Source organism: Pararobbsia silviterrae (assembly GCF_003628125.1).
Lineage (GTDB): Bacteria > Pseudomonadota > Gammaproteobacteria > Burkholderiales > Burkholderiaceae > Pararobbsia > Pararobbsia silviterrae.
In genome coordinates this window covers 372519-392036 of the sequence record NZ_RBZU01000003.1, presented here as the reverse complement: position 1 = coordinate 392036, position 19518 = coordinate 372519, and the positions used below count along the sequence as shown (strand labels likewise).

Below are 19518 nucleotides of genomic sequence, written 5' to 3'. Positions count from 1 at the left end.
CGCGCGTTGAGTTCGTTCATGGCGTGTTCGATCAGCGCGTGCGCGGCATCAGCCCTTGCGGCCGCGCGACGAGGACGGCGAGAAACACGACGTGGCCGAGCCAGATGCCCCAGCCCGGATCGATATGAAAGCCGATCTGCTGCGCGATGCCGAGGCAGATACCGCCCGCGAACGTGCCCCAGAACGACCCCATGCCGCCGATGATCACGGCCTCGAACGCATAGAGCAGCAATGCCGGACCGTCGCTCGGCGATACCGCCGTGCGCATCGCGTAGAGCGTCGCGGCGACGCCGATCAGGACGAACGCGATCGCCATCGCGAGCGCGAACGTGCGGCGGTGAGAGATGCCCATGAGCCGTACGATGTCGCGATCGTCCGATGTCGCGCGAAACGCGCGGCCCAGGCCGGTCTTGCCGAATAACCACTGCATCGCGAACGTCAAGGCGATCGTCACGAGCAGCGTCACGAGCGGCAGATACCCGAGCGTCAGCGCGCCGAACGACACGCTCGCCGACTCGAAGCCGCCGGTCGCGATCGAACGCGGATCGGCCGAGAAGATTTGCTGGAGCACGTTCTGAATCACGATCGACAGGCCGAACGTGACGATCAGCGACGGCAGCGGATCGCGGACCGCGACGCGATTGAGCACGATGTACTGAAGCGCGAAGCCGAATCCGAACGCAATGACGAGCAGCAAGGCGATCGCGAGCGCGAGCGGCAGATGCGCATAGCCCGTGAGCGCGACGAGGCCGAACACGAGCAGCACGATGAAGTCGCCGTGCGCGGTGTTCGTCATGCGCATGACGCCGAACACGAGCGATTGCCCCATCGCGAAGAGCCCGTAGAGCGCACCGAGCAGCACGCCTTGCACGATGATGTCGACGAAGGTGATCATGCGGCGACTCCGAAATAGGCGTTCGCGATGTCGGCGTCGGACGCGCTCGCCGACGCGCCGCTCAGCGAGACGCGGCCTTCCTGCAGGCAGTAGAAGCGTTGCGAGACGCGCCGCGCGAGCTGCACGTCCTGTTCGACGATGAGCACGCTCATGCCGTCCTCGACGAGCGCGGGCAGCGCGTCGTAGATCTCGCGCACGACGATCGGCGCGAGCCCGAGCGAGAGTTCGTCGCACATGAGCAGGCGCGGATTGCTCATCAGCGCGCGGCCGATCGCGACCATCTGCTGCTGGCCGCCCGAGAGCGATGTCGATGGCTGCCGACGCTTCTCCTTGAGAATCGGAAACAGCGCGTAGACCGAATCGAGATGCCATTTGCGTGCGCGCGTGCGATTCGCTTGTGCGCCGAGCAGCAGGTTCTCCTCGACGCTGAGGCTCGAAAACAGACGCCGGCCTTCGGGCACGAGCGCGAGTCCGAGACCGACGATGCGTTCGGCGCGCGCGCCGCCGATCGGCTCGCCGCGCCACGTGACCTGATCGGCGCGCGCGGGCAGCAATCCCGTCACGGTCTTGAGCAGCGTCGATTTCCCCGCGCCGTTCGCGCCGATGAGCGCGACGACTTCGCCCTCGCGGACTTCGAGATCGACGCCGAACAGCGCCTGGAAATCGCCGTAGCCGCCCGTGAGTCCGTGCGTCGCAAGCAAGGTGTTCATGCGGCGGCCTCCAGTCCGAGATAGACGCGGCGCACCTCGGGGTCGTTCATGACCGCATCGGGCGCGCCTTCGGCCAGGTGTTTGCCGAAGTTGATCACGAGCAGGCGATCGGCGAGCGCGAGCAGCGCGTGCACGACGTGCTCGATCCAGACGATCGTGACGCCTTGCTGCTTGACGCGCCGGATCTCCGCGACGAGCGTATGCGTTTCGGCTTCGGTGAGGCCGCCCGCGATTTCGTCGAGCAGCAGCAGCCTCGGACGCGTCGCGAGCGCGCGCGCGAGTTCGAGGCGCTTGCGGTCGAGCAGCGTGAGCGAGCCCGCGTGCCGGTTCGCTTTCGCGCGCAGGCCCGTGTGTTCGAGAACGTCGACGCATAGCGCGTACGCGTCGTCCTCGCTGTGTTGCGCGCCATGCGTCGCGGCGACGAGCAGGTTCTCGAAGACCGTCATATTGCCGAACGGCCGCGGCACCTGATACGAGCGCCCGATGCCCGCGATACAGCGCGCATAGGGCGCGAGCGCGCCGATCTCGCGTCCGTCGAATTCGACGGTGCCCGAGTCGGCGCGCGTGTCGCCGCTGATCAGATTGAACAGCGTCGTTTTGCCCGCGCCGTTCGGGCCGAGGATGCCGAGCGTCTCGCCTTCGCTGACCGAGAAACTGATGTGATCGGTCACGGTCAGCGCGCCGTAGCGTTTCGAGACGTCGCGAAGCGACAGCAGCGCAGTCATGACAGCAGCTTCAAAGGACCGGAAACGGGGATCGACGGCGCGAGCTGATTGTTGACGATCGCGAGATCGAAGCGCGTCTTCTGGCCCTTGACCCACTGACCGCCGACGAGCGGCGTCTTCGCGACGTTCGGCACCGGCCCCGTGCCCCATGCGACATTGCCCACGACCGTGTCGAGTTTCGTCGCCGCGAGCGCGTCGCGGATCGACGTGTTCGAATCGATATCCTTCGTGCGCTTGAGCGTATCGACGGCGATTTCGAACAGCGCGTGCGCGAAACCGATCGGCTGCGTCCATTGCTTGCCCGTCGTCTTCTCGTAGTCGTCGGCGAGCGCGCGGGCCGTCTGACCCGTGACCGACGACTTGAACGGATGCATCGGCGTCCACCAGACTTCGGTCGACAGGCCTTCGCCGAGATCGCCGAGCGCTTCGAGCGTGCTCGGGAACAGCAGCGCCTTGCCGATCGAGACGACCTTCGGCTTGAGTCCCTGCTGGCGCGCCTGCACGAGGAAGTTCTTCGCGTCGGGCGGAATCACGACGCCCGTGATGATGTCCGCGTTGACCTGCTTGAACGCGGAGATCTGCGACGAGAAGTCCTGCGTCATGCTCTGGAAGCGGCCCGTGTCCTTGAGCGTGAAGCCCTTGCTCGCGAGCACGGGCGGAAAGCCCAGTTTCGCGTCGCCCCAGGCGTTGCCGTCGCCGTCGTTCGGGAACAGGCCGCCCACGACCTTGTCGGTCGTGACCGATTGCCACATGCCCGTGTAGACGCCGATCACGTCTTCGAGGCCCCAGAAGAAGTGATAGGTGAACTTGAAGCCCTTCTTCGGATCGCCCTTGCGGCCGAAGAACCAGGGTTGCCAAGGCACGACCGTCGAGATGCACGGCACTTCGTTGAGTTCGCAGACGTCGCTCACGGGGTTCGCCGTTTCGGGCGTGCCGCTCACGAGCACGATGTCGACCTTCTCGCGCAGGATCAGATCGCTCGCGACCTCGCCCGCGCGATTCGGCGTCGACTGGCTGTCCTTGACGATGATGCTCACGGGCAGCATTGCACCGCCGACGCGGATGCCGTTCTTGAGCACCGTCTGCATCTGCTGGATCGTGAAGCGGTCGGCTTCGCCGAACGGCGCGAGCGGACCGGTCTGCGGCGAGACATAGCCGATCTTGATCGTGCGGCCCGACGCCGCGCGCGCGAGCGTCGAGAGCAGCGGGCTGCCGGCGACCATCGCGCTCGCGCCGAGCTTGAGCATCCGGCGGCGCCGTTCGCTCGCGAGCGTCGTGTCCGGAGCGTCGTCGTGCGGGGCGGGACTCTCGTGCGTGTTCAGGTGCGTGTTCATCTTTGTCTCCTGGTTGTTGTGTGGACGTTTCGTCTTGGCGTGTCGTCTTTGTGCCGGGGTTACCGCGGTACGCTTGCCGCCGCCGCATCCGCGTCGGCGAGCGTGGGTCTCCTGCCTTCGTAGGCGTCGCGCAGCAGCGCCGCGAGCGGTGCGCGTTCGATCGGTCTCGGGTTCCAGTACGGATTGCGCAACGCGATGTCGAGCGCGGTGTCGAGATCGCTCTCGCGCAGGCCGATCTCGCGCAGCGAGACGGGCGCGCCGTTGGCCTTCGCGAGGTCGTATGCGCCCTGCGCGGCGTCGCTCGCGCCGAGCGCGCGCGCGATGCGCCGCATCGCATCGGGCGCGGCGTCGCGGTTATATGCGAGCGCATGCGGGAGCACGATCGTGTGCGTCTCGGCGTGCGGCAGATTGAAGCTGCCGCCGAGCGTATGACAGAGCTTGTGGTGCAGCGCCATGCCGACCGCGCCGAGCACCGCGCCGCACAGCCACGCGCCGTAGAGCGCGTCGCCGCGCGCGGCGAGATCGGTCGGCCGCCGCACGATGCACGGCAGACTCGACGCGAGCGCGCGGATCCCTTCCTCCGCCATCATCGACGTGATCGGATTCGCGTCCTGCGAATAGAGCGCCTCGGCCGCATGCGCGATCGCATTGATGCCGCTCGTGACCGAGATCGATGTCGGCAGCGAGAGCGTGAGCTCCGGGTCGTAGATCACCGTCTTGGGCAACACGCGCGCATCGCGTCCGGTCTTCTTGATGCCGTCGTCGGTGATGCCGTAGATCGGCGTCATTTCCGAGCCGGCATACGTCGTCGGGATCGCGATGACGGGCAGGCCCGAGTCGAGCGCGATCGCCTTGCCGAGACCCGTCGTCGAGCCGCCGCCGACGGCGAGCGCGCAATCGGCGCCGACGCGTTCGGCGACCGCGCGCGCCTCGCGCGCGACGGCGAGCGGCACGTGCATGACCGCGTCGGCGAACACGCCGGCCGCGCGCGCGCCGAGCCGCGCCGCGATGGCCTCGGCCTGCGCGCGCTGCTGCGGCGTCGACAGCACGAGCGCGCGCTTGAGCCCGAGCAGATCGAGTTCGCGTTCGAGGTGGCGCAGGCTCCCCGCGCCGAACACGACGCGCGAGGGCAGGGCGTGATAGATGAAATCGTTCATGGTTCGCGAGCTCAGCGCGGATACCAGGGCGGGGTTTGCGCATCGACGTTGACCCAGACCGACTTGGCCTGCGTGTATTCGCGCATGACGTCGAAGCCCATTTCGCGGCCGTATCCGCTCGCGCCGACGCCGCCGAACGGCGAGCCCGGGTTCACGCGCTTGTACGTGTTGATCCAGACCATGCCGCTGCGGATGTCGCGCGCGAGCCGGTGCGCGCGTTGGAGATCGCGCGTCCAGAATCCCGCGCCGAGACCGTATTCGGTGCCGTTCGCGATCGCGAGCGCCTCGGCTTCGGTGTCGAACGTATTGATCGTGACGAACGGTCCGAAGACCTCTTCCTGGCATACGCGATCGGTCGGCTTCGCGCGCACGATCGTCGGCTCGACATAGCAGCCGTTCGCGAGCGACGCGTGAGCCGGAGGCTTGCCACCGAGCAGGATCTCGCCGCCTTCCTCGCGTGCGATGTCGATATAGGCGAGCACGCGGTCGCGATGTTGCGGCGAGGTCAGCGGTCCCATTTCGGTGTTCGGGTCGAGCGGGTCGCCGACGCGAATCGAGCTTGCGAGACGCACGAAGCGTTCGGTGAACGCATCGACGAGCGAGCGGTGCACGATGAGCCGCGACCCCGCGATGCACGCTTGCCCCTGGTTATGGAAGATTGCGAACGCCGAGCCCTGCAGGACCGCGTCGAGATTCGCATCCTCGAAGACGATGTTCGCGCCCTTGCCGCCGAGTTCGAGCTGGACCTTCTTGAGATTGCCCGCCGACGCGCGCACGATCTCGCGCCCGATCTTCGTCGAACCCGTGAATGTGATCTTGCTGACGTCGGGATGTTCGGCGAGATATTGGCCGGCCACGCCGCCGAGGCCCGGCACGATATTGACGACCCCGTCGGGGAAGCCGACTTCGGCCATGAGCTCGGCGATCGCCAGGCTCGACAGCGGCGTGAGTTCGGCGGGCTTCATCACGACGCAATTGCCGGCCGCGAGCGCGGGCGCCATCTTCCAGCTCGTGAACATGAGCGGGAAATTCCACGGCACGACCTGGCCGACGACGCCGACGGGTTCGCGCAGCAGATAGTTCAGAAATCCTTGTTCGACCGGAATGACCGATCCCTCGAACTTGTCGGCCATGCCGCCGAAATAGCGGAAGGTCGCGGCCGTACGCGGCACGTCGAGAAACCGCGTATCGCGGATCGGGTGTCCGGTGTCGAGCGATTCGAGCCGCGCGAGGCGTTCGGCGTTCGCTTCGATCGCGTCGGCGAGCTTGAGCAGCAGGCGTCCGCGATCGGCCGCGGCCATGCGGCTCCAGGCCGGAAAAGCGGCTTTCGCGGCCGAGACCGCGCGATCGATGTCGGCCTTGCCGGCGAGTGCGATATCCGCGAGCTTCGAATTGTCGTGCGGATTCAGCACGGCGAGCGTCTCGCCGCTTTGCGCGGGGACGAAGCGGCCGCCGATGAACAATTGCGTCTGGATGCGGGACGCGCGATCGTCGAATTCGGCACTGCGGGCGGTATTCATGAGTCGTTCTCTTTCAGCGTGGCGGGACGCCGGAGCCGGCGCGCGGCGACATCATTCGAATCGCGCGCGCGAGCGCATCCCGCCGCCCGGCACGGCCGGGCGGTTGTCGATCTTGACGGATGGGGGCTTAGAACTGTACCGGGTACGGTGACAGTTCTCCGCTCTCGTAGCGCTTGGGCAGGTTAGGCGTGGCGTTCTCCCAGACGAGCAGCATCGAGCGTTTCTGCGAGTAACCCTTGTGCCGGATGTCGGCCGGCATCGCGGCGATGTCGCCGGCGCGCATCGTCACGCGTGCGCGCGGTTCGCCGGTGTTCTTGTCGGCGACGTCCCAGACGATCTCGTCGGACATCTGCAGGAACCATTCGACGCGGTCGTTGCCGTGGAATACGGGCAGCACGAACTCCTCGGTCGTCGGGCAGAACAGGCTTTCCTTGCAGACCGACGTGACCGACGGATTCCACGTGACATCGGAGCGCGACAGGTACTTGAACAGATTGAACGCGTGCAATTCCTTTTCGAAGCCGGGTTCGGCATGAATCTCGGGCTCGTCTTGCGCGACGTCGTTGAACTGGCGGTTGACGGGGAAGTCGTCGCGCAGCGGCGAGTCGCCTTCGAGGCCGGGCATGCGCTTGGTCGCGATCCGCGTGCGTTCGATCGCGGCGACGTTGTCGCCGTGCTTCGCGCCGAACGCGGTCCCGGTTTCCTCGGGTGCGGCGAACGGATCGAACCCTTCGTTGACCCAGTCCTTCATGATGGCCTTGAACGTCGCCATGATGACGGGCGTATCGAACTGTTCGAGGAAATCGACGCCGGCCGCCTTGTAGCTCGCGTTGAACGAGCCCGCGTAGAGATCGACCTTGCCGTAGTGATTGCGTGTGCCGAGCACTTCGTCGAAGTTGACCCAGCCGTAGAAGAAGCCCCATGCGATATCGCGCATCATCGCGCGCAGAAACGCGTCGGCGTGCATCTGGTGCGAGTGCTGCGTGCCTTGGGCCGGCCATTTGACCGTGACGAAATAGGCGTCGCGCGAGAATTCGAAGTGCCCGAGCTGGAACGTGCGGTAGCCGGTGATGGCGTCGGGCTGGCTCGCGCGCACGTTTTGGGGAAGGGTGGACATATCCATCATGAGCCTCGTTGTACGCTGTCGCGCTCGCGACAGCGGTTCGGATTGGGTCGGGGGATCGCTGGGCGATGCGGCGTCACTGCAGGCAGATGTCGTTCCATTTCTCGACCGAATTCGGCCCGAGAATGGTCTGCACGATCAGCACGCCGGGCTTGGCCGCGCGGAACTGATAGGCGACGCCGGCGGGCAGGATGGCCTGGTGGCCGCGGCCCAGCTTCACATAGCCCATCGATTTGCCTTGCGGCGCGCCGTCGAGCGTATAGGTGCCTTCCGAGTCGGCCGGTGCGAGCGAGCCCGCGACATCGGGCTTGATGTAGTGCACGGTGACGTCGCCGTCCATGACGACGACGAATTCATCATGGGCCGCGGCATACCACGGCGAGTCGCCTTCGGCGCGCAGCGATTCGATGACGAACTTGAGGTTCTTGCCGACGACCGTCTTCTGATACGGCGGCGCGCCGCTCGCGACTTCGTAGATGTTCGAGAAGGCGTAGTGCTCGGCCTTGCCCTTGATGATCTCGATCGAGCCTTTCTGGAAGTGCTCCAGACTGCCGAATGTGGTTTGCTGCATGTCGTCCTCCAGGTTGTCCGGGCTATCGATTGCACGGTATCTGTGATCGAAGGGTAGTGACGCGTACGGCGCAGCGCAATCGATCGAGGGTCAGGAATTCCGAACGCGGGCGGCGAAAAATTCGAACGGTCGATGCGCGCGCGTTCGCTGATCGAATTCGTCTGTTACGGCGCGCGAAAAGGCCTGAAAACAAGGGCGCATGCTAATTGACAGCTTCAATTGCGGCTCCGCACAATCGCGCGACCATGGACCTATTTCTTAGCATTGAGGCCTTCGTGAAGGCCGCCGAAGCCGAGAGTTTCGCGAACGCCGCGCGGCAGCTCGGCATTGGCAAATCGCTCGTGACCGCGCGCGTCAAACAGCTCGAAGAGCACTACGGCGTCGCGCTGTTTCATCGCTCGACGCGGGCGGTGCGTCTGTCGGAGATCGGCGAGAGCTACTACAAGGATTGCGCGGAGTTGCTCAAGCGCGCGTACGACTTGTCCGCGCGCTCGCAGGTCGAGACGCTCGCGTTGAGCGGCACCTTGCATGTGCACGTGTTGCCGGGATTCGCGCTCGGCCATTTCTCGCGCACGCTGATCGACTTTCGGGCGACGTATCCGCGCATCGAGTTCGAGATCACGGTCAGCGACCGGATCGTCGATCCCGTGCAGGAGGGCTTCGACGTCGCGTTGCAGATCTATCCGCCCGCGTCGAACTCGCTCGTCGAGCGCCGGCTGTTCCCGGTGCGCGGCGTGCTCTGCGCGGCGCCGCAATATCTGAAGGACGAGCCCGTCATCGAAACGCCGCTCGATCTGATCCGCCATGATTTCGCGCGGTACGCGTACTACCCGTGGGGCGACAAGTGGCCGCTCATGAAGGGCAACGAGTGCTTCGAGATCGAGCTGACGCCGGTGCTCAAGACCAATAGCGTGCATCTGCTGCTCGAATTCGCGCGCGCGGGCGCGGGCGTCGTCTATTTGCCGACGATGGTCGCCGCGGCCGATCTGCTCGAACGGCGGCTCGTGCGCGTGCTGCCCGACTACGCGGCGCCGCCGCTCTGGTTGTCGGCCGTCTATCCGACGTCGCATCGCTCGACGAGCAAGGTCAAGGTGTTCGTCGATTTCCTGCGCGCGCGGTTCCAGTCCGAGCCGCAGTGGGACAAGGCGCTCGGCATCGCGACCGATGTCGAAGGGTATGACGAGACGAGCGGCCACGAGGGCGCGCCGCATGACAACGGCGATGCGGTTGGCGGACGCGGCAGCGAAGGGACGCATTGACCGGTACCGCGCATTGCGCGGCGAACGTGCGCGATACCCGGTGTCGGTTTCGCTTTGAGGCCGCCCACCGAGTCATATTCGAAATATCGATATACAAACGGGTTATGTGGCGATCGATGCCGGATCGGCGCGAGTTCGCGCAGAGCCTTGCGCGGCGGGCTTCGCCGCCCGTCGCGCGGCGCGCGCGCCGGGATGCCGCCGAGCCGGGCGGCGGCGCGCCCGCGGCCGGCCGGGCGCGACATTTCGATATACTCGCGGTCCTTCACTCAACGAATTGATGCGGCCTTCCGCCCGCGCGGCGACTGCCCGGCCCGACCGGCGCATCGTCGAGCCGCGATGTGCGCGGTCCGCTTCCGCTCATCATGTCCGATCTCTCTACGTCGTTCGGCGCCGCGCCGCGCCGGCTCGTCAACCTCAATCCGAAGCCGCTCGCCGTCGCGCTCGCGCTCGTCGTGCTCGGCGCGCTCTACCTCGCGCAAGCCGTCAGCGGCAAGCAGGCCGCGCTCTACGTGCTCGGTGCGTTGCTGGGCATCACGCTCTATCACGCCGCGTTCGGCTTCACGTCCGCATGGCGTGTATTCATCGCCGACGGCCGCGGCGAAGGCTTGCGCGCGCAGATGGTCATGCTCGCGGTCGGCGTGCTGCTGTTCTTCCCGGCCTTGTCGGCCGGCACGCTGTTCGGTCATCCCGTCGCGGGCGAGATCTCGCCGGTCGGCGTATCCGTCGTGTTCGGCGCGTTCATCTTCGGCATCGGCATGCAGCTCGGCGGCGGCTGCGCGTCGGGCACGCTGTACACGGTCGGCGGCGGCAGCACACGCATGGTCGTCACGCTGATCGCGTTCGTCGTCGGCTCGGTCGTCGGGACCGCGCATCTGCCGTTCTGGTCGGCCTTGCCGCATCTCGCGCCGATCTCGCTCGTCAAGACGCTCGGCGTCGGCCCGGCGATCGCACTGAACCTCGTGGTGTTCGCGGCGATCGCCGCGCTGACCGTCGTCATCGAAAAGCGCCGCCACGGCCGCCTCGTCAGCGAGCGCGTGCCGAGCGCATCGCCTTGGCTGCATGGCCCGTGGCCGCTCGTCACCGGCGGCGTCGTGCTCGCGATCCTCAACTTCGTCACGCTGGCCTTGTCGGGCCGTCCGTGGGGCATCACGTCGGCGTTCGCGCTCTGGGGCGCGAAGGCGTTTGCCGCATTCGGCGTCGACGTCGCGAGCTGGCCCGTGTGGAGCACCGGACCGAACGCGGCCGCGCTCGCCGCGCCGATCAGCCATGACGTGAAGTCGGTCATGGATATCGGCATCGTGATCGGCGCCATGATCGCCGCCTCGCTGGCCGGCCGCTATGCGCCGGTCTGGCGTCTGCCGCTGCGCTCGCTGATCGCGGCCGTCGTCGGCGGCCTGCTGCTCGGCTATGGCGCGCGGCTCGCGTACGGCTGCAATATCGGCGCGTACTTCAGCGGCATCGTATCGGGCAGCCTGCACGGCTGGCTCTGGCTCGTCTGCGCGTTCTTCGGCAACGTCGTCGGGACGAAGCTGCGGCCGGCGTTCGGGCTCGCGGTCGAGCGCGTCAAGCAGACGGGCTGCTGAGCGGACCGGCTTCGGCCGGACGTCACCGATCGAGTCAAAAAAAGGGAACGCCGATGCGTTCCCTTTTTTTAGGTCCGGCGTCCTGCTCAATACCCGACCGAGAACCGCTTGCGGCTATGCGCGTGCTTTTCGAGTTCGTCGACGAGCGCGATCGCATAGTCCTCCATCGAAATGGCGCTCTTGCCGCTCGCCGCGACGATCAGATTGTCCGTGCCGAGCCGGTATTGACCCGTGCGCGTACCCGGTTCGAGCAGCGCGGGCGGCGACAGGAAGGTCCAGTCGACGGTCTGGTCGCCCGTGCGCAGGGCCTCGAGAAACGCGGCGCCCGCTGTCGCTTCGGGGCGATAGGCGTCGGGGAAGTCGGGCGAATCGAGCAGGCGTTTGCCGGGCGCGGCTTCGAGGCTCGCGGCGCCGCCCACGACGAGCAGGCGCTTGACGCCCGCATCCGCGAGCGCGCGCGTCAGCGCGTTCGCATCCGAACTTTGAAACCGGCTCGCGCTGATCACCGCGTCATGTCCGGCGATCACCGGCACGAGCGTCGACGGTTGCGTCGCGTCGGCCTGCTTGACCGTGAGGCCCTTCTGCGGCGCCACGTCCGATGCCTTGCGCGCGATGCCCGTCACTTCATGGCCGCGGCTCAGCAACTCCGTCGCGAGACGCGAGCCCTGGCGGCCCGTGATACCGATCAGTGCAACTTTCATATCGACTCCTTGAATGTAGGCAGCGGCTATCTTAGCCGCGAGATTCGATCCGAAATAGACGATAATTCCGACGTCTTTGTTGCATTAATCGTTCGAATTCATATGGATCGTCTGATCGCCGCTAAGGTGTTCGTCGAAGTCGTCGACCGCGGGAGCTTGACCGCCGCGTCGCAGGCGCTCGACATGTCACGCGCGATGGTATCGCGCTACCTCAACGAAATGGAGGCGTGGGTCGGCGCGCGCCTGCTGCACCGGACCACGCGTCGCCTGAGCCTGACCGACGCGGGTAACGAGACGCTGCCGCGTTGCCGGAAGATGCTCGACGTCGCCGGCGAGATGCGGTGTGCGCTCGACGACGATGCGGTGCCGCGCGGTGCGCTGCGGCTCACGTGCAGCATGTCGATCGGACATGCGTATCTCGCGCCGCTTCTCGTGCGTTATGTCGAGCAGTATCCGGGCACGTCGATCGATATGCTGCTGGTCGATCGGCTCGTGAATCTCGTCGAGGAACGTGTCGATCTCGCGATCCGCGTGACGAACGATCTCGATCCCGCGCTGATCGCGCGACCGCTCGGCCATTGCCCGTCGATCGTCTGCGCGTCGCCCGCCTATCTCGAGCGATACGGCACGCCGACGCGCGCCGAGGACCTCAGCGGCCACAATTGCCTGACCTACACGTACTTCAGCAAAAGCTTCTGGCGCTTCGCGCCGCGCGATCGGGCCGCGGGTGAGCAGCGGGAACGCGAGGGCCTTCGCTCGCGTGGCGAAGCGGGTGACAGCCGCGATGGCGCAGACGGTACTGACGGCGCAGACAGCACAGACAGCACGATCGCCGTGCCCGTGACCGGCAATCTCAGCGCGAACGAGGTCACGGTACTGCGCGAGGCCGCGGTGGCCGGCGCGGGCATCACGATGCAGCCCGCTTATGCGGTCCAGCAGCTCGTTCGCGAGGGCAAGCTCGTCGCGTTGCTGCCCGATCTGCGTCCCGACGAGATGACGATCTATGCCGTCTATGCGTCGCGCAAGCACATGCCCGCGATTCTGCGCACGCTCATCGATTTTCTCGCCGAGCGTTTCGCCGAGGACCCGATCTGGGGCGCCGCTACTCGAACGGGTATCTGAGGCCGATGCGCGCGCGCGCCTGATCGAGCACCTTCATCGTCGCGAGCGAGTGATCGAGCGGCAGCAGCGCGCTTTCGAGCCGGCCCGCGCGCAGGCATGCGTTGACGTGATCGGCCTGGAATTGATAGCCGTTGCCTTCATACGGCAAGTCGATGTGCTCGTCGGTGTCGCCGCGCGTGAGCGTCAGGCTGCGTGGACGGCACAGCTCGCCGTTGAGCCGGATGCGCCCCGTCGTGCCCGTGACGACCGCATCGAACGGCGAGCGCGCGAGGATCGTCGCGCCCGACAGACTGATGCCGCCGTCGCGATGCCGCATGCTGACCGCGACTTGCTCGTCGACCCCGGTATGCCCGATCGACGCGCTCGCCTGCACGTCCTCGACGGGGCCGAGGAAGAACGTGGCGATCGAGATCGGATAGATGCCGATATCGAGCAGCGCGCCGCCCGCAAGCGCGGGATCCATCACGCGATGCGTATCGTCGACATTGAAGACCGCGCCGAAATCGGCCTGCACCATTTTCGGCGTACCGATCGCGCCGCTGTCGATCAGCGCCTTCGCGTGCACAACGGCCGGGATAAAACGCGTCCAGAGCGCTTCCATGAGGAACACGCGTGCGTCGCGCGCCTTCGCGACGACGCGCTCGGCTTCGCCGAGGTTGACCGTGAACGGCTTCTCGCAGAGCACGGCCTTGCCGGCGTCGAGGCAAAGGAGCGCCGCGCTCACATGCTGCGGGTGCGGGACGGCGATATAGATGACGTCGATGTCGGCGTCCGCGACAAGCTCGGCATAGCTGCCATAGCGGCGCGCGACGCCGAAGCGGTCCGCGAAGCGATGCGCGTTGTCGATCGATCGCGAGCCGATCGCGAGCAGCTCGGCATCGGACGACGCCTGAATGCCTTGCGCGAACTGCTCGGCAATCCGTCCGGGTCCGAGGATCCCCCATCGAATCGTACGTGTCATGGTTTCAGATCACTGTATCCGACAGGGTTTCAGTTAAACGGGCCCAGAAAATCGCGCTTGCCGATCGGCAGCCCGTTATGACGCAGGATGTCGTGCGCGGTCGTCACATGGAAGAAGAAGTTCGGGATCGCGAAGGTCAGCAGGTAGCTGACGCCGGTGAAGTTCGGCTTGAACTCGCCGAAGTTGAGCTGGATCACGCGGCTCTCCGCGTCGGCGAACGAGGCGGGATCGAGCGTCTCGAGATAGGCGACGGTCTTGGCGATACGTTGCTGAAGCTCGTTGAACGTCGTCTCGTTGTCCTCGAAGCGCGGCGCCGCGACGCCGCTGAGCCGCTGGCCCGACAGTTTCGACGTGTCGCTCGCGCGCTGGACCTGACCCGTCAACGACATCATGTCGGGCGCGAGTCGCGCATCGAGCAGGATGGCGGGCGCGAGCTGATTCGCTTCCGCGTAGGCCTCGGCTTTGTCGATGAGCGTCGACAGCACGCGCAGGCCGCGGATGAACACCGGGACGGACATTTCGTAGATCGAGATCGACATGGGGGTCTCCTGCAAGCGATATGTTTTAAGGGGATTCAGGCGCCGACGGCCGCGGCCTCGCCGATGTCGATGAGGCCGCGTTTCGCGAGCATCGGTTCGACTTTCGGCTCGCGGCCGCGAAACGCGCGATAGGCCGCACCGGGTTCGAGCGAATTGCCCGAGCTGTAAATATAACGATGGAGGCGCTGCGCGGTCGCCGCGTCGAACGGATCGCCCTGTTCGACGAACGCATCGTAGCCGTCGGCGTCGAGCACTTCGGCCCACATATAGACGTAGTAGCCGGCCGCATAGCCCGCGCCCGCGAAGAGATGCTGGAAGTGCGGCAAATAGTGACGTTGGCCGATATCGGCGGGCACGCCGAGTTTCGCGCACTGTTCGGCTTCGAATGCCGCGAGATCGACGGGCGTGCCGTTGGGCAGCGCATGCAGCGCCATATCGATGAGCGCGGGACCGACATACTGGATCGACGCCCATGCCTGATCGAACTGACGCGCGCGCTTGAGCTTGTCGAGCAGCGCGAGCGGGATCGGTTCGCCCGTCTCGACGTGCCGCGCGTGGCGGCGGAGCACCTCGGGTTCCTCGGCCCAGTTCTCGAAGATCTGCGACGGCAGTTCGACGAAATCGCGCAGCACCTGGGTGCCCGCGAGGCCTTCGTAGCGCACGTTCGAGAGCAGGCCGTGCAGGCCGTGGCCGAACTCGTGGAACAGCGTGCGCACGTCGTCGAAGCTCAGCAGCGTGCGTTCGGCCTTCGCGAAATTATTGTTGTTGATCACGATCGGCAACGTCCCGCCGCCGATGCCCGACTGACTCTGGAACACGCTCATCCACGCGCCGCCGCGCTTGGTCTGGCGCGCGAAGTTGTCGCCGATGAACGTGCCGATCTGCCGGCCCGCGCGATCGTGGACCTCCCAGAGCCGCGCATCGGGGTGATACAAGGCGACACCCTGGCGTTCGATGAACTGCAGGCCGAAGAGCCGGTTCGCGCAGTCGAACATCGCCGCGATCATATTGTCGAGCGAGAAGTACGGCTTGAGTTCGGCATCGTCGAGGTCGTAGCGCGTCTGGCGCACGCGTTCGGCGAGATAGCGCCAGTCCCATGCCGCGATCGGCGTCGGCTCGCCGAGTTCGACGGCCATCTGCGTGAGGCGTTGGCGATCGGCGTCGGCCTTTTCGAGCGCGGGACGCCATGCGCGCATCAGCAGATCGTTCACCGCTTCGGGCGTGCGCGCCATGCTGTCGTCGAGTTTGAATGCCGCATACGTCGCGAAGCCGTGCATCGACGCTTGTTGCTGACGCAGCGCCACGATCTGCGCGGCGATCGCGCGATTGTCGTGTGCGCCCGCCTGCGCGCCGCGTGCGACGCGCGCGCGCCAGATCGTTTCGCGCAGATCGCGGCGCGTCGAGAACGTCATGAACGGCTCGGCGATCGACGGCGACAGCGTGATCACATGGCTGCCTTCCGGCAGACCGCGTTCGGCCGCGGCCGCACGCGCAGCCGCGCGTACGGACGCGGGCAGGCCCGCGAGATCGGCGTCACCGACGAGCGGGAGCGCGAACGCCGCCTCATCGGCGAGGACGTTCTGCGCGAACTGCGTCGAGAGCGTCGCGAGCGTTTCGGTCAATTGCGCGTAGCGCGCGCGATCATCGTTCGACAGCCGCGCGCCCGCGCGGACGAACTCGAGATGCTTGCGTTCGAGCAGGCGGTGCTGTTCGGCGTCGAGTCCGAGCGCGTCGCGCTTCGCATGGAGCGTCGCGAGGCGCTCGAAGATGCCCGCGTGCATGTAGATCGCGTTCTCGTGCGCGGCGATCCGCGGCGCGAGCGCCATTTCGACGCTTTGCAGTTCGGGCGAGGTCTCGCTCGACGTCAGGTTCGAAAACAGATGCGCGATCCGCGTATAGAGACGGCCCGCTTCGTCGAAGGCCTGGACCGTGTTCGCGAAGTCGGGCGCCGTCGCATTCGATGCAATGGCATCGAGTTCGGCGAGATGCTCGGCCATCGCGACCTCGAAGGCGGGCGCGAAATGCGCGGGCTTGACGTCGACGAACGGCGGGAGATCGTACGGCGTGTTCCAGGGTTGCAGCAGGGGATTGGCGGCGCGCGAATCGGACATGACGGATCGATCGAACGAGAAGGCGAGACGCAGATAGTAGTCCGCCGAAACGTCTTTTGCACGAGCCGCGACGGGCGCGCGCCGCGCAAGTCATGTCCGCCTGCTGGCGACCGCGTGCGTGCCTCCCCGATGCGCGCGCACGCTTTCGCGCCGCGTCAGATTTCGCGTGCCGGATCAGGGGCTTGGGAAGTTATGCGAGCGGTTGTCCACAACGCTGTCAACATTTCCTGGGGACAACTCCGCGCGGAGCGCACGCCGCGCACGCCGCACGAATTTGAATCGCGCCATGTTTCATGCGCGCGATCAAGGACTTGAAGACTTATCCCTGCGCTTGTCCACAAGCCTTTCAACATGAACTGGGGACAAGTCGGATCGGCCGGGCGCCGCGCGCTGCGTGTGTCGCGTGCACCGTGTCCATTGCGTTCGATACGGCGCGGTGACGTGCCGCCACGCGCGCGATTCCGATCAGGCAGGACTCAGTTCACGCTTCGCGAAGCCGCCTTCACGCGCGGCGGCGCCGCTCGATCCGCCCGATGATGCGAGGCCGTCGCGATCGCTCGCGCGGACGCGGAACACGGCGACCGCTTCGCGCAGGATCGCGGCTTGTTCCTCGAGCGACTTCGCCGACGCGGCTGCTTCTTCGACGAGCGCCGCATTGTGTTGGGTGACTTCGTCGATCTGCGTGATCGCCTTGTTGACCTGTTCGATGCCGTCGCTTTGCTCGCGCGCGGCGGCTTCGATCTCGCCCATGATGTCGGTCACGCGTCCGACCGAGGTCATCGCTTCCTTCATCGTCGAACCGGCTTCGCTGACGAGCGCCGATCCTTGCTCGACGCGCGCGACCGATGCGCCGATGAGGTCCTTGATTTCCTTCGCGGCCGTGCCCGAACGTTGGGCGAGGCTGCGCACTTCGGACGCGACGACCGCGAAGCCGCGGCCCTGTTCGCCCGCGCGCGCCGCTTCGACCGCGGCGTTCAACGCGAGGATGTTGGTCTGGAACGCGATGCCCTCGATGACGCCGATGATTTCCGCGACTTTGCGCGACGCCTCCGAAATGCCGTTCATCGTTTCGATCACGCGGCCCACGACGTTGCCGCCGCGTGTCACGGTATCCGACGCATTGTGGGCCAGGCGGCTCGCTTGCTTCGCGTTATCGGCGTTCTGCTTGACCGTGGCCGAGAGCTCTTCCATGCTCGCCGCCGTTTCTTCGAGCGCGGCGGCTTGCTGTTCGGTCCGGCGCGACAGATCGATATTGCCCGACGCGATCTCGTTCGTGCCGAGATGGATCGCATCGGTGCTCGCGCGCACTTGCGAGACCGTCGTGATCAGACCCTCGCGCATCTTCTGCAGCGAGATCAGGAGTTGTCCCATTTCATTGCGCCCGCCGCCGCGGATGTCGACGCTGAGGTCGCCGGCCGCCATGCGGTCGAAATGCGCCATCGTGTGCTGGACCGGTTTGACGAGCGCGGCCGAGAGCATCACGCGGGCGATCAGCGCGACGAGGATCGTGATCGCTCCGATCGCGAGAAACAGCGACGACGCGATCGTGAACCGCTTGCCCGCGACGTCGGCTTCCTTCTGCTCGTTGCTGACCTGATAGTCTTCGAGCGCGCTGATCGCGGTCGCGTATTTGGCGTAGAGATCGTTGGCCGTCTGGCCTTGGATATTGCGGAACGTCGTGAAGTCGTTGTCGTTGAGTGCCTTGAATTCGACCTCGATCGCGTCGTCGACGAGCGTCTTGCGCGCCTTGGCGACGGTGTCGGCCAGTGCCTGTTCGTCGGGCGAGGAGAACGGCGTGTTCATGTATTGGGCGAAATCGTTGTTCGACTCCACGAGAACCTTGTGCGCGGCGGGCAGCAGATCGTCGGTCTGCTTGCCGACGCTGAACAGCGTCTCGTAGGTGCCGAGCGCGAGGCGGACCTTGAGCAGCTTTTCGGAACTGGTCTTGAGACTCGAAAGCGCCGACGAGTTGTGTTGCACTTGATGCAGCCCGGTGTTGGCGAGCTTGAGGCCCGCGAACCCGACCCCGATCACGACGACCAGGAAGGCAACAAAGATCCCGATGACCAAGGTCAGGCCACCGCGAATAGTGATGTTTTTCAGCATGCTTTCAATTCCCCGTATAGCGCGATCGTGCCGGCAGCCGTTCGAGCCGGCTCGCCCCTGACATAACGGCGCACGCTTTCGGATGCCGTATCAGGGTTTGTGCGGATAAGTCGAAGATGTGACATGACATGTCAATCGGCGGCATCGGCGCACGGATGCCGAATGCCCCTGGAGCGACGCCTCGCTTGCTTTTTTTCTTGGTTCCGAGCGGAGCCCTGTAAAATAACCCGCACATTTTTTCAAGCCTCTTATGTCGCAGAAAAAGACGCCGTATTTCGAATTGCGCAGCGGCTCGGTGGACACGCTGCTGTTTTCGGTCAAGACGACCGATCTCGATGCGTTGAGCAAGGAGCTCACGCGCCGTTTCGAGGCGACGCCCGAATTCTTCGCGAACGACGTCGTCGCGATCGACGTGCGGCGTCTCGAGGCCGAGCAGCGCATCGACATGGCGGCGCTCGTCGCGCTGCTCGAACAGGTCCGCATGCGGCCGATCGGTGTCGTCGCGCACGATGCGCAGCGTGCCTGGGCCGCGGCGGGCAGTCTGCCGCTCGTCGAATCGCGCGACCGGCGCGGGCTTCATGACGCGAAGGACGCCAAGGACCCGAAAGGCGCGCACGAGTCCGATGCGGCGGCTCCGACGCCCACCCCGGCGCAGAGCGAGTTGCCGATCGGCGAGCCCGCGGCGGCGCCCGTCGGCGCGGATGCCGCGAGTCCTTCGATCGCGGCCGCGGACGCGCAGACCATCGTGCGGCCCACGCTCGTGATCGACAAGCCGCTGCGTTCGGGGCAACAGGTCTACTCGAAGGGCGATCTCGTCGTGCTGGGTCTCGTGAGCTACGGGGCCGAGGTGATCGCCGAGGGCAATATCCATATCTACGCGCCGTTGCGCGGGCGCGCGCTGGCCGGCGTGCACGGCAACCATGAGGCACGCATTTTCTGCACGTGTCTCGAACCCGAGCTGATCTCGATCGCGGGCATCTACCGCACCACCGAAAACGCACTGCCGGCCGACGTACTCGGCAAGCCCGTGCAGGTGAGGCTCGATCAGGAGAAGCTGCTGTTCGAGACACTGCGTCTGAATTGACCGTCGGCGGGGTATTC

17 protein-coding genes are annotated in these 19518 nt (G+C 65.9%); 4 read left to right on the top strand and 13 right to left on the bottom strand.

The features are described 5' to 3' along the window. Positions 1-31 precede the first annotated feature (31 nt). The 8 genes from D7S86_RS09900 to D7S86_RS09865 form a co-directional block, all read right to left on the bottom strand. Positions 32-895, bottom strand: a complete 864-nt coding sequence (locus D7S86_RS09900) for a branched-chain amino acid ABC transporter permease (protein ID WP_205962782.1) — start codon at positions 893-895, stop codon at positions 32-34. Continuing rightward, positions 892-1605 (bottom strand): ABC transporter ATP-binding protein, encoded by a 714-nt coding sequence (locus tag D7S86_RS09895; protein ID WP_121085858.1) that lies wholly within the window; start codon positions 1603-1605, stop codon positions 892-894. Before D7S86_RS09895 ends, D7S86_RS09900 begins: the two co-directional genes overlap by 4 nt. Then, the gene (locus tag D7S86_RS09890; RefSeq protein ID WP_121085856.1) at positions 1602-2330 is read right to left on the bottom strand and encodes an ABC transporter ATP-binding protein; all 729 of its coding nucleotides are present in this window, start codon (positions 2328-2330) and stop codon (positions 1602-1604) included. The genes D7S86_RS09895 and D7S86_RS09890 overlap by 4 nt, the downstream gene beginning before the upstream one ends. Then, positions 2327-3664, bottom strand: coding sequence for an ABC transporter substrate-binding protein (locus D7S86_RS09885; RefSeq protein WP_240648068.1), 1338 nt, complete (start codon positions 3662-3664; stop codon positions 2327-2329). The genes D7S86_RS09890 and D7S86_RS09885 overlap by 4 nt, the downstream gene beginning before the upstream one ends. Positions 3665-3723: 59 nt before the next feature. Next, positions 3724-4821 (bottom strand): maleylacetate reductase, encoded by a 1098-nt coding sequence (locus tag D7S86_RS09880; protein ID WP_121085854.1) that lies wholly within the window; start codon positions 4819-4821, stop codon positions 3724-3726. An 11-nt stretch (positions 4822-4832) separates the two neighbouring features. Continuing rightward, the gene (locus tag D7S86_RS09875) at positions 4833-6296 is read right to left on the bottom strand and encodes an aldehyde dehydrogenase family protein (RefSeq protein ID WP_121086122.1); all 1464 of its coding nucleotides are present in this window, start codon (positions 6294-6296) and stop codon (positions 4833-4835) included. 172 nt (positions 6297-6468) lie between these two features. Beyond that, positions 6469-7464 carry a hydroxyquinol 1,2-dioxygenase gene (locus D7S86_RS09870; RefSeq protein WP_420813214.1) on the bottom strand — a complete coding sequence of 332 codons (996 nt, stop codon included), beginning with the start codon at positions 7462-7464 and terminating at the stop codon, positions 6469-6471. A 76-nt stretch (positions 7465-7540) separates the two neighbouring features. Next, the gene (locus tag D7S86_RS09865; RefSeq protein ID WP_121085850.1) at positions 7541-8035 is read right to left on the bottom strand and encodes a cupin domain-containing protein; all 495 of its coding nucleotides are present in this window, start codon (positions 8033-8035) and stop codon (positions 7541-7543) included. Between the two features lie 245 nt (positions 8036-8280). Between D7S86_RS09865 and D7S86_RS09860 the strand changes: the two genes are divergently transcribed. Beyond that, complete coding sequence (locus D7S86_RS09860) at positions 8281-9294, top strand: LysR family transcriptional regulator (protein WP_121085848.1); 1014 nt, start codon at positions 8281-8283, stop codon at positions 9292-9294. 362 nt (positions 9295-9656) lie between these two features. After that, positions 9657-10877 (top strand): YeeE/YedE family protein, encoded by a 1221-nt coding sequence (locus D7S86_RS09855; RefSeq protein ID WP_121086120.1) that lies wholly within the window; start codon positions 9657-9659, stop codon positions 10875-10877. Positions 10878-10963: 86 nt separating this feature from the next. Here D7S86_RS09855 and D7S86_RS09850 read toward each other — a convergent pair whose 3' ends face one another. Beyond that, positions 10964-11578: an NAD(P)-dependent oxidoreductase gene (locus D7S86_RS09850; RefSeq protein WP_121085846.1), complete on the bottom strand. Its 615-nt coding sequence runs from the start codon at positions 11576-11578 to the stop codon at positions 10964-10966. A 102-nt stretch (positions 11579-11680) separates the two neighbouring features. Here D7S86_RS09850 and D7S86_RS29780 point away from each other — a divergent pair, with 102 nt between their 5' ends. Next, a complete protein-coding gene (locus D7S86_RS29780) occupies positions 11681-12700 on the top strand; it encodes a LysR family transcriptional regulator (protein WP_166444112.1) in 1020 nt (339 codons plus the stop codon). On the opposite strand, the gene D7S86_RS09840 is transcribed toward D7S86_RS29780, so the two are convergent. The 4 genes from D7S86_RS09840 to D7S86_RS09825 form a co-directional block, all read right to left on the bottom strand. Continuing rightward, positions 12681-13661, bottom strand: a complete 981-nt coding sequence (locus D7S86_RS09840; protein ID WP_121085844.1) for a Gfo/Idh/MocA family protein — start codon at positions 13659-13661, stop codon at positions 12681-12683. The genes D7S86_RS29780 and D7S86_RS09840 overlap by 20 nt on opposite strands. Positions 13662-13690: 29 nt before the next feature. Further along, complete coding sequence (locus D7S86_RS09835) at positions 13691-14200, bottom strand: DUF1993 domain-containing protein (protein ID WP_121085842.1); 510 nt, start codon at positions 14198-14200, stop codon at positions 13691-13693. Between the two features lie 35 nt (positions 14201-14235). After that, positions 14236-16311, bottom strand: coding sequence for a M3 family metallopeptidase (locus tag D7S86_RS09830; RefSeq protein WP_121085840.1), 2076 nt, complete (start codon positions 16309-16311; stop codon positions 14236-14238). 465 nt (positions 16312-16776) lie between these two features. Further along, the gene (locus D7S86_RS09825; RefSeq protein WP_121085838.1) at positions 16777-18417 is read right to left on the bottom strand and encodes a methyl-accepting chemotaxis protein; all 1641 of its coding nucleotides are present in this window, start codon (positions 18415-18417) and stop codon (positions 16777-16779) included. 250 nt (positions 18418-18667) lie between these two features. On the opposite strand from D7S86_RS09825, the gene minC reads away from it, so the two are divergent. Continuing rightward, the gene (gene minC, locus D7S86_RS09820) at positions 18668-19501 is read left to right on the top strand and encodes a septum site-determining protein MinC (RefSeq protein WP_121085836.1); all 834 of its coding nucleotides are present in this window, start codon (positions 18668-18670) and stop codon (positions 19499-19501) included. The last annotated feature ends 17 nt before the right edge of the window (positions 19502-19518 follow it).

Excerpts from the sequence above, each read along its gene's own strand:
- D7S86_RS09900 (WP_205962782.1), bottom strand. The coding sequence starts at position 895 with ATGATCACCTTCGTCGACATCATCGTGCAAGGCGTGCTGCTCGGTGCG.
- D7S86_RS09895 (WP_121085858.1), bottom strand. The coding sequence starts at position 1,605 with ATGAACACCTTGCTTGCGACGCACGGACTCACGGGCGGCTACGGCGAT.
- D7S86_RS09890 (WP_121085856.1), bottom strand. The coding sequence starts at position 2,330 with ATGACTGCGCTGCTGTCGCTTCGCGACGTCTCGAAACGCTACGGCGCG.
- D7S86_RS09885 (WP_240648068.1), bottom strand. The coding sequence starts at position 3,664 with ATGAACACGCACCTGAACACGCACGAGAGTCCCGCCCCGCACGACGAC.
- D7S86_RS09880 (WP_121085854.1), bottom strand. The coding sequence starts at position 4,821 with ATGAACGATTTCATCTATCACGCCCTGCCCTCGCGCGTCGTGTTCGGC.
- D7S86_RS09870 (WP_420813214.1), bottom strand. The coding sequence starts at position 7,464 with ATGGATATGTCCACCCTTCCCCAAAACGTGCGCGCGAGCCAGCCCGAC.
- D7S86_RS09865 (WP_121085850.1), bottom strand. The coding sequence starts at position 8,035 with ATGCAGCAAACCACATTCGGCAGTCTGGAGCACTTCCAGAAAGGCTCG.
- D7S86_RS09860 (WP_121085848.1), top strand. The coding sequence starts at position 8,281 with ATGGACCTATTTCTTAGCATTGAGGCCTTCGTGAAGGCCGCCGAAGCC.
- D7S86_RS09855 (WP_121086120.1), top strand. The coding sequence starts at position 9,657 with ATGTCCGATCTCTCTACGTCGTTCGGCGCCGCGCCGCGCCGGCTCGTC.
- D7S86_RS09850 (WP_121085846.1), bottom strand. The coding sequence starts at position 11,578 with ATGAAAGTTGCACTGATCGGTATCACGGGCCGCCAGGGCTCGCGTCTC.
- D7S86_RS29780 (WP_166444112.1), top strand. The coding sequence starts at position 11,681 with ATGGATCGTCTGATCGCCGCTAAGGTGTTCGTCGAAGTCGTCGACCGC.
- D7S86_RS09840 (WP_121085844.1), bottom strand. The coding sequence starts at position 13,661 with ATGACACGTACGATTCGATGGGGGATCCTCGGACCCGGACGGATTGCC.
- D7S86_RS09835 (WP_121085842.1), bottom strand. The coding sequence starts at position 14,200 with ATGTCGATCTCGATCTACGAAATGTCCGTCCCGGTGTTCATCCGCGGC.
- D7S86_RS09830 (WP_121085840.1), bottom strand. The coding sequence starts at position 16,311 with ATGTCCGATTCGCGCGCCGCCAATCCCCTGCTGCAACCCTGGAACACG.
- D7S86_RS09825 (WP_121085838.1), bottom strand. The coding sequence starts at position 18,417 with ATGCTGAAAAACATCACTATTCGCGGTGGCCTGACCTTGGTCATCGGG.
- minC (WP_121085836.1), top strand. The coding sequence starts at position 18,668 with ATGTCGCAGAAAAAGACGCCGTATTTCGAATTGCGCAGCGGCTCGGTG.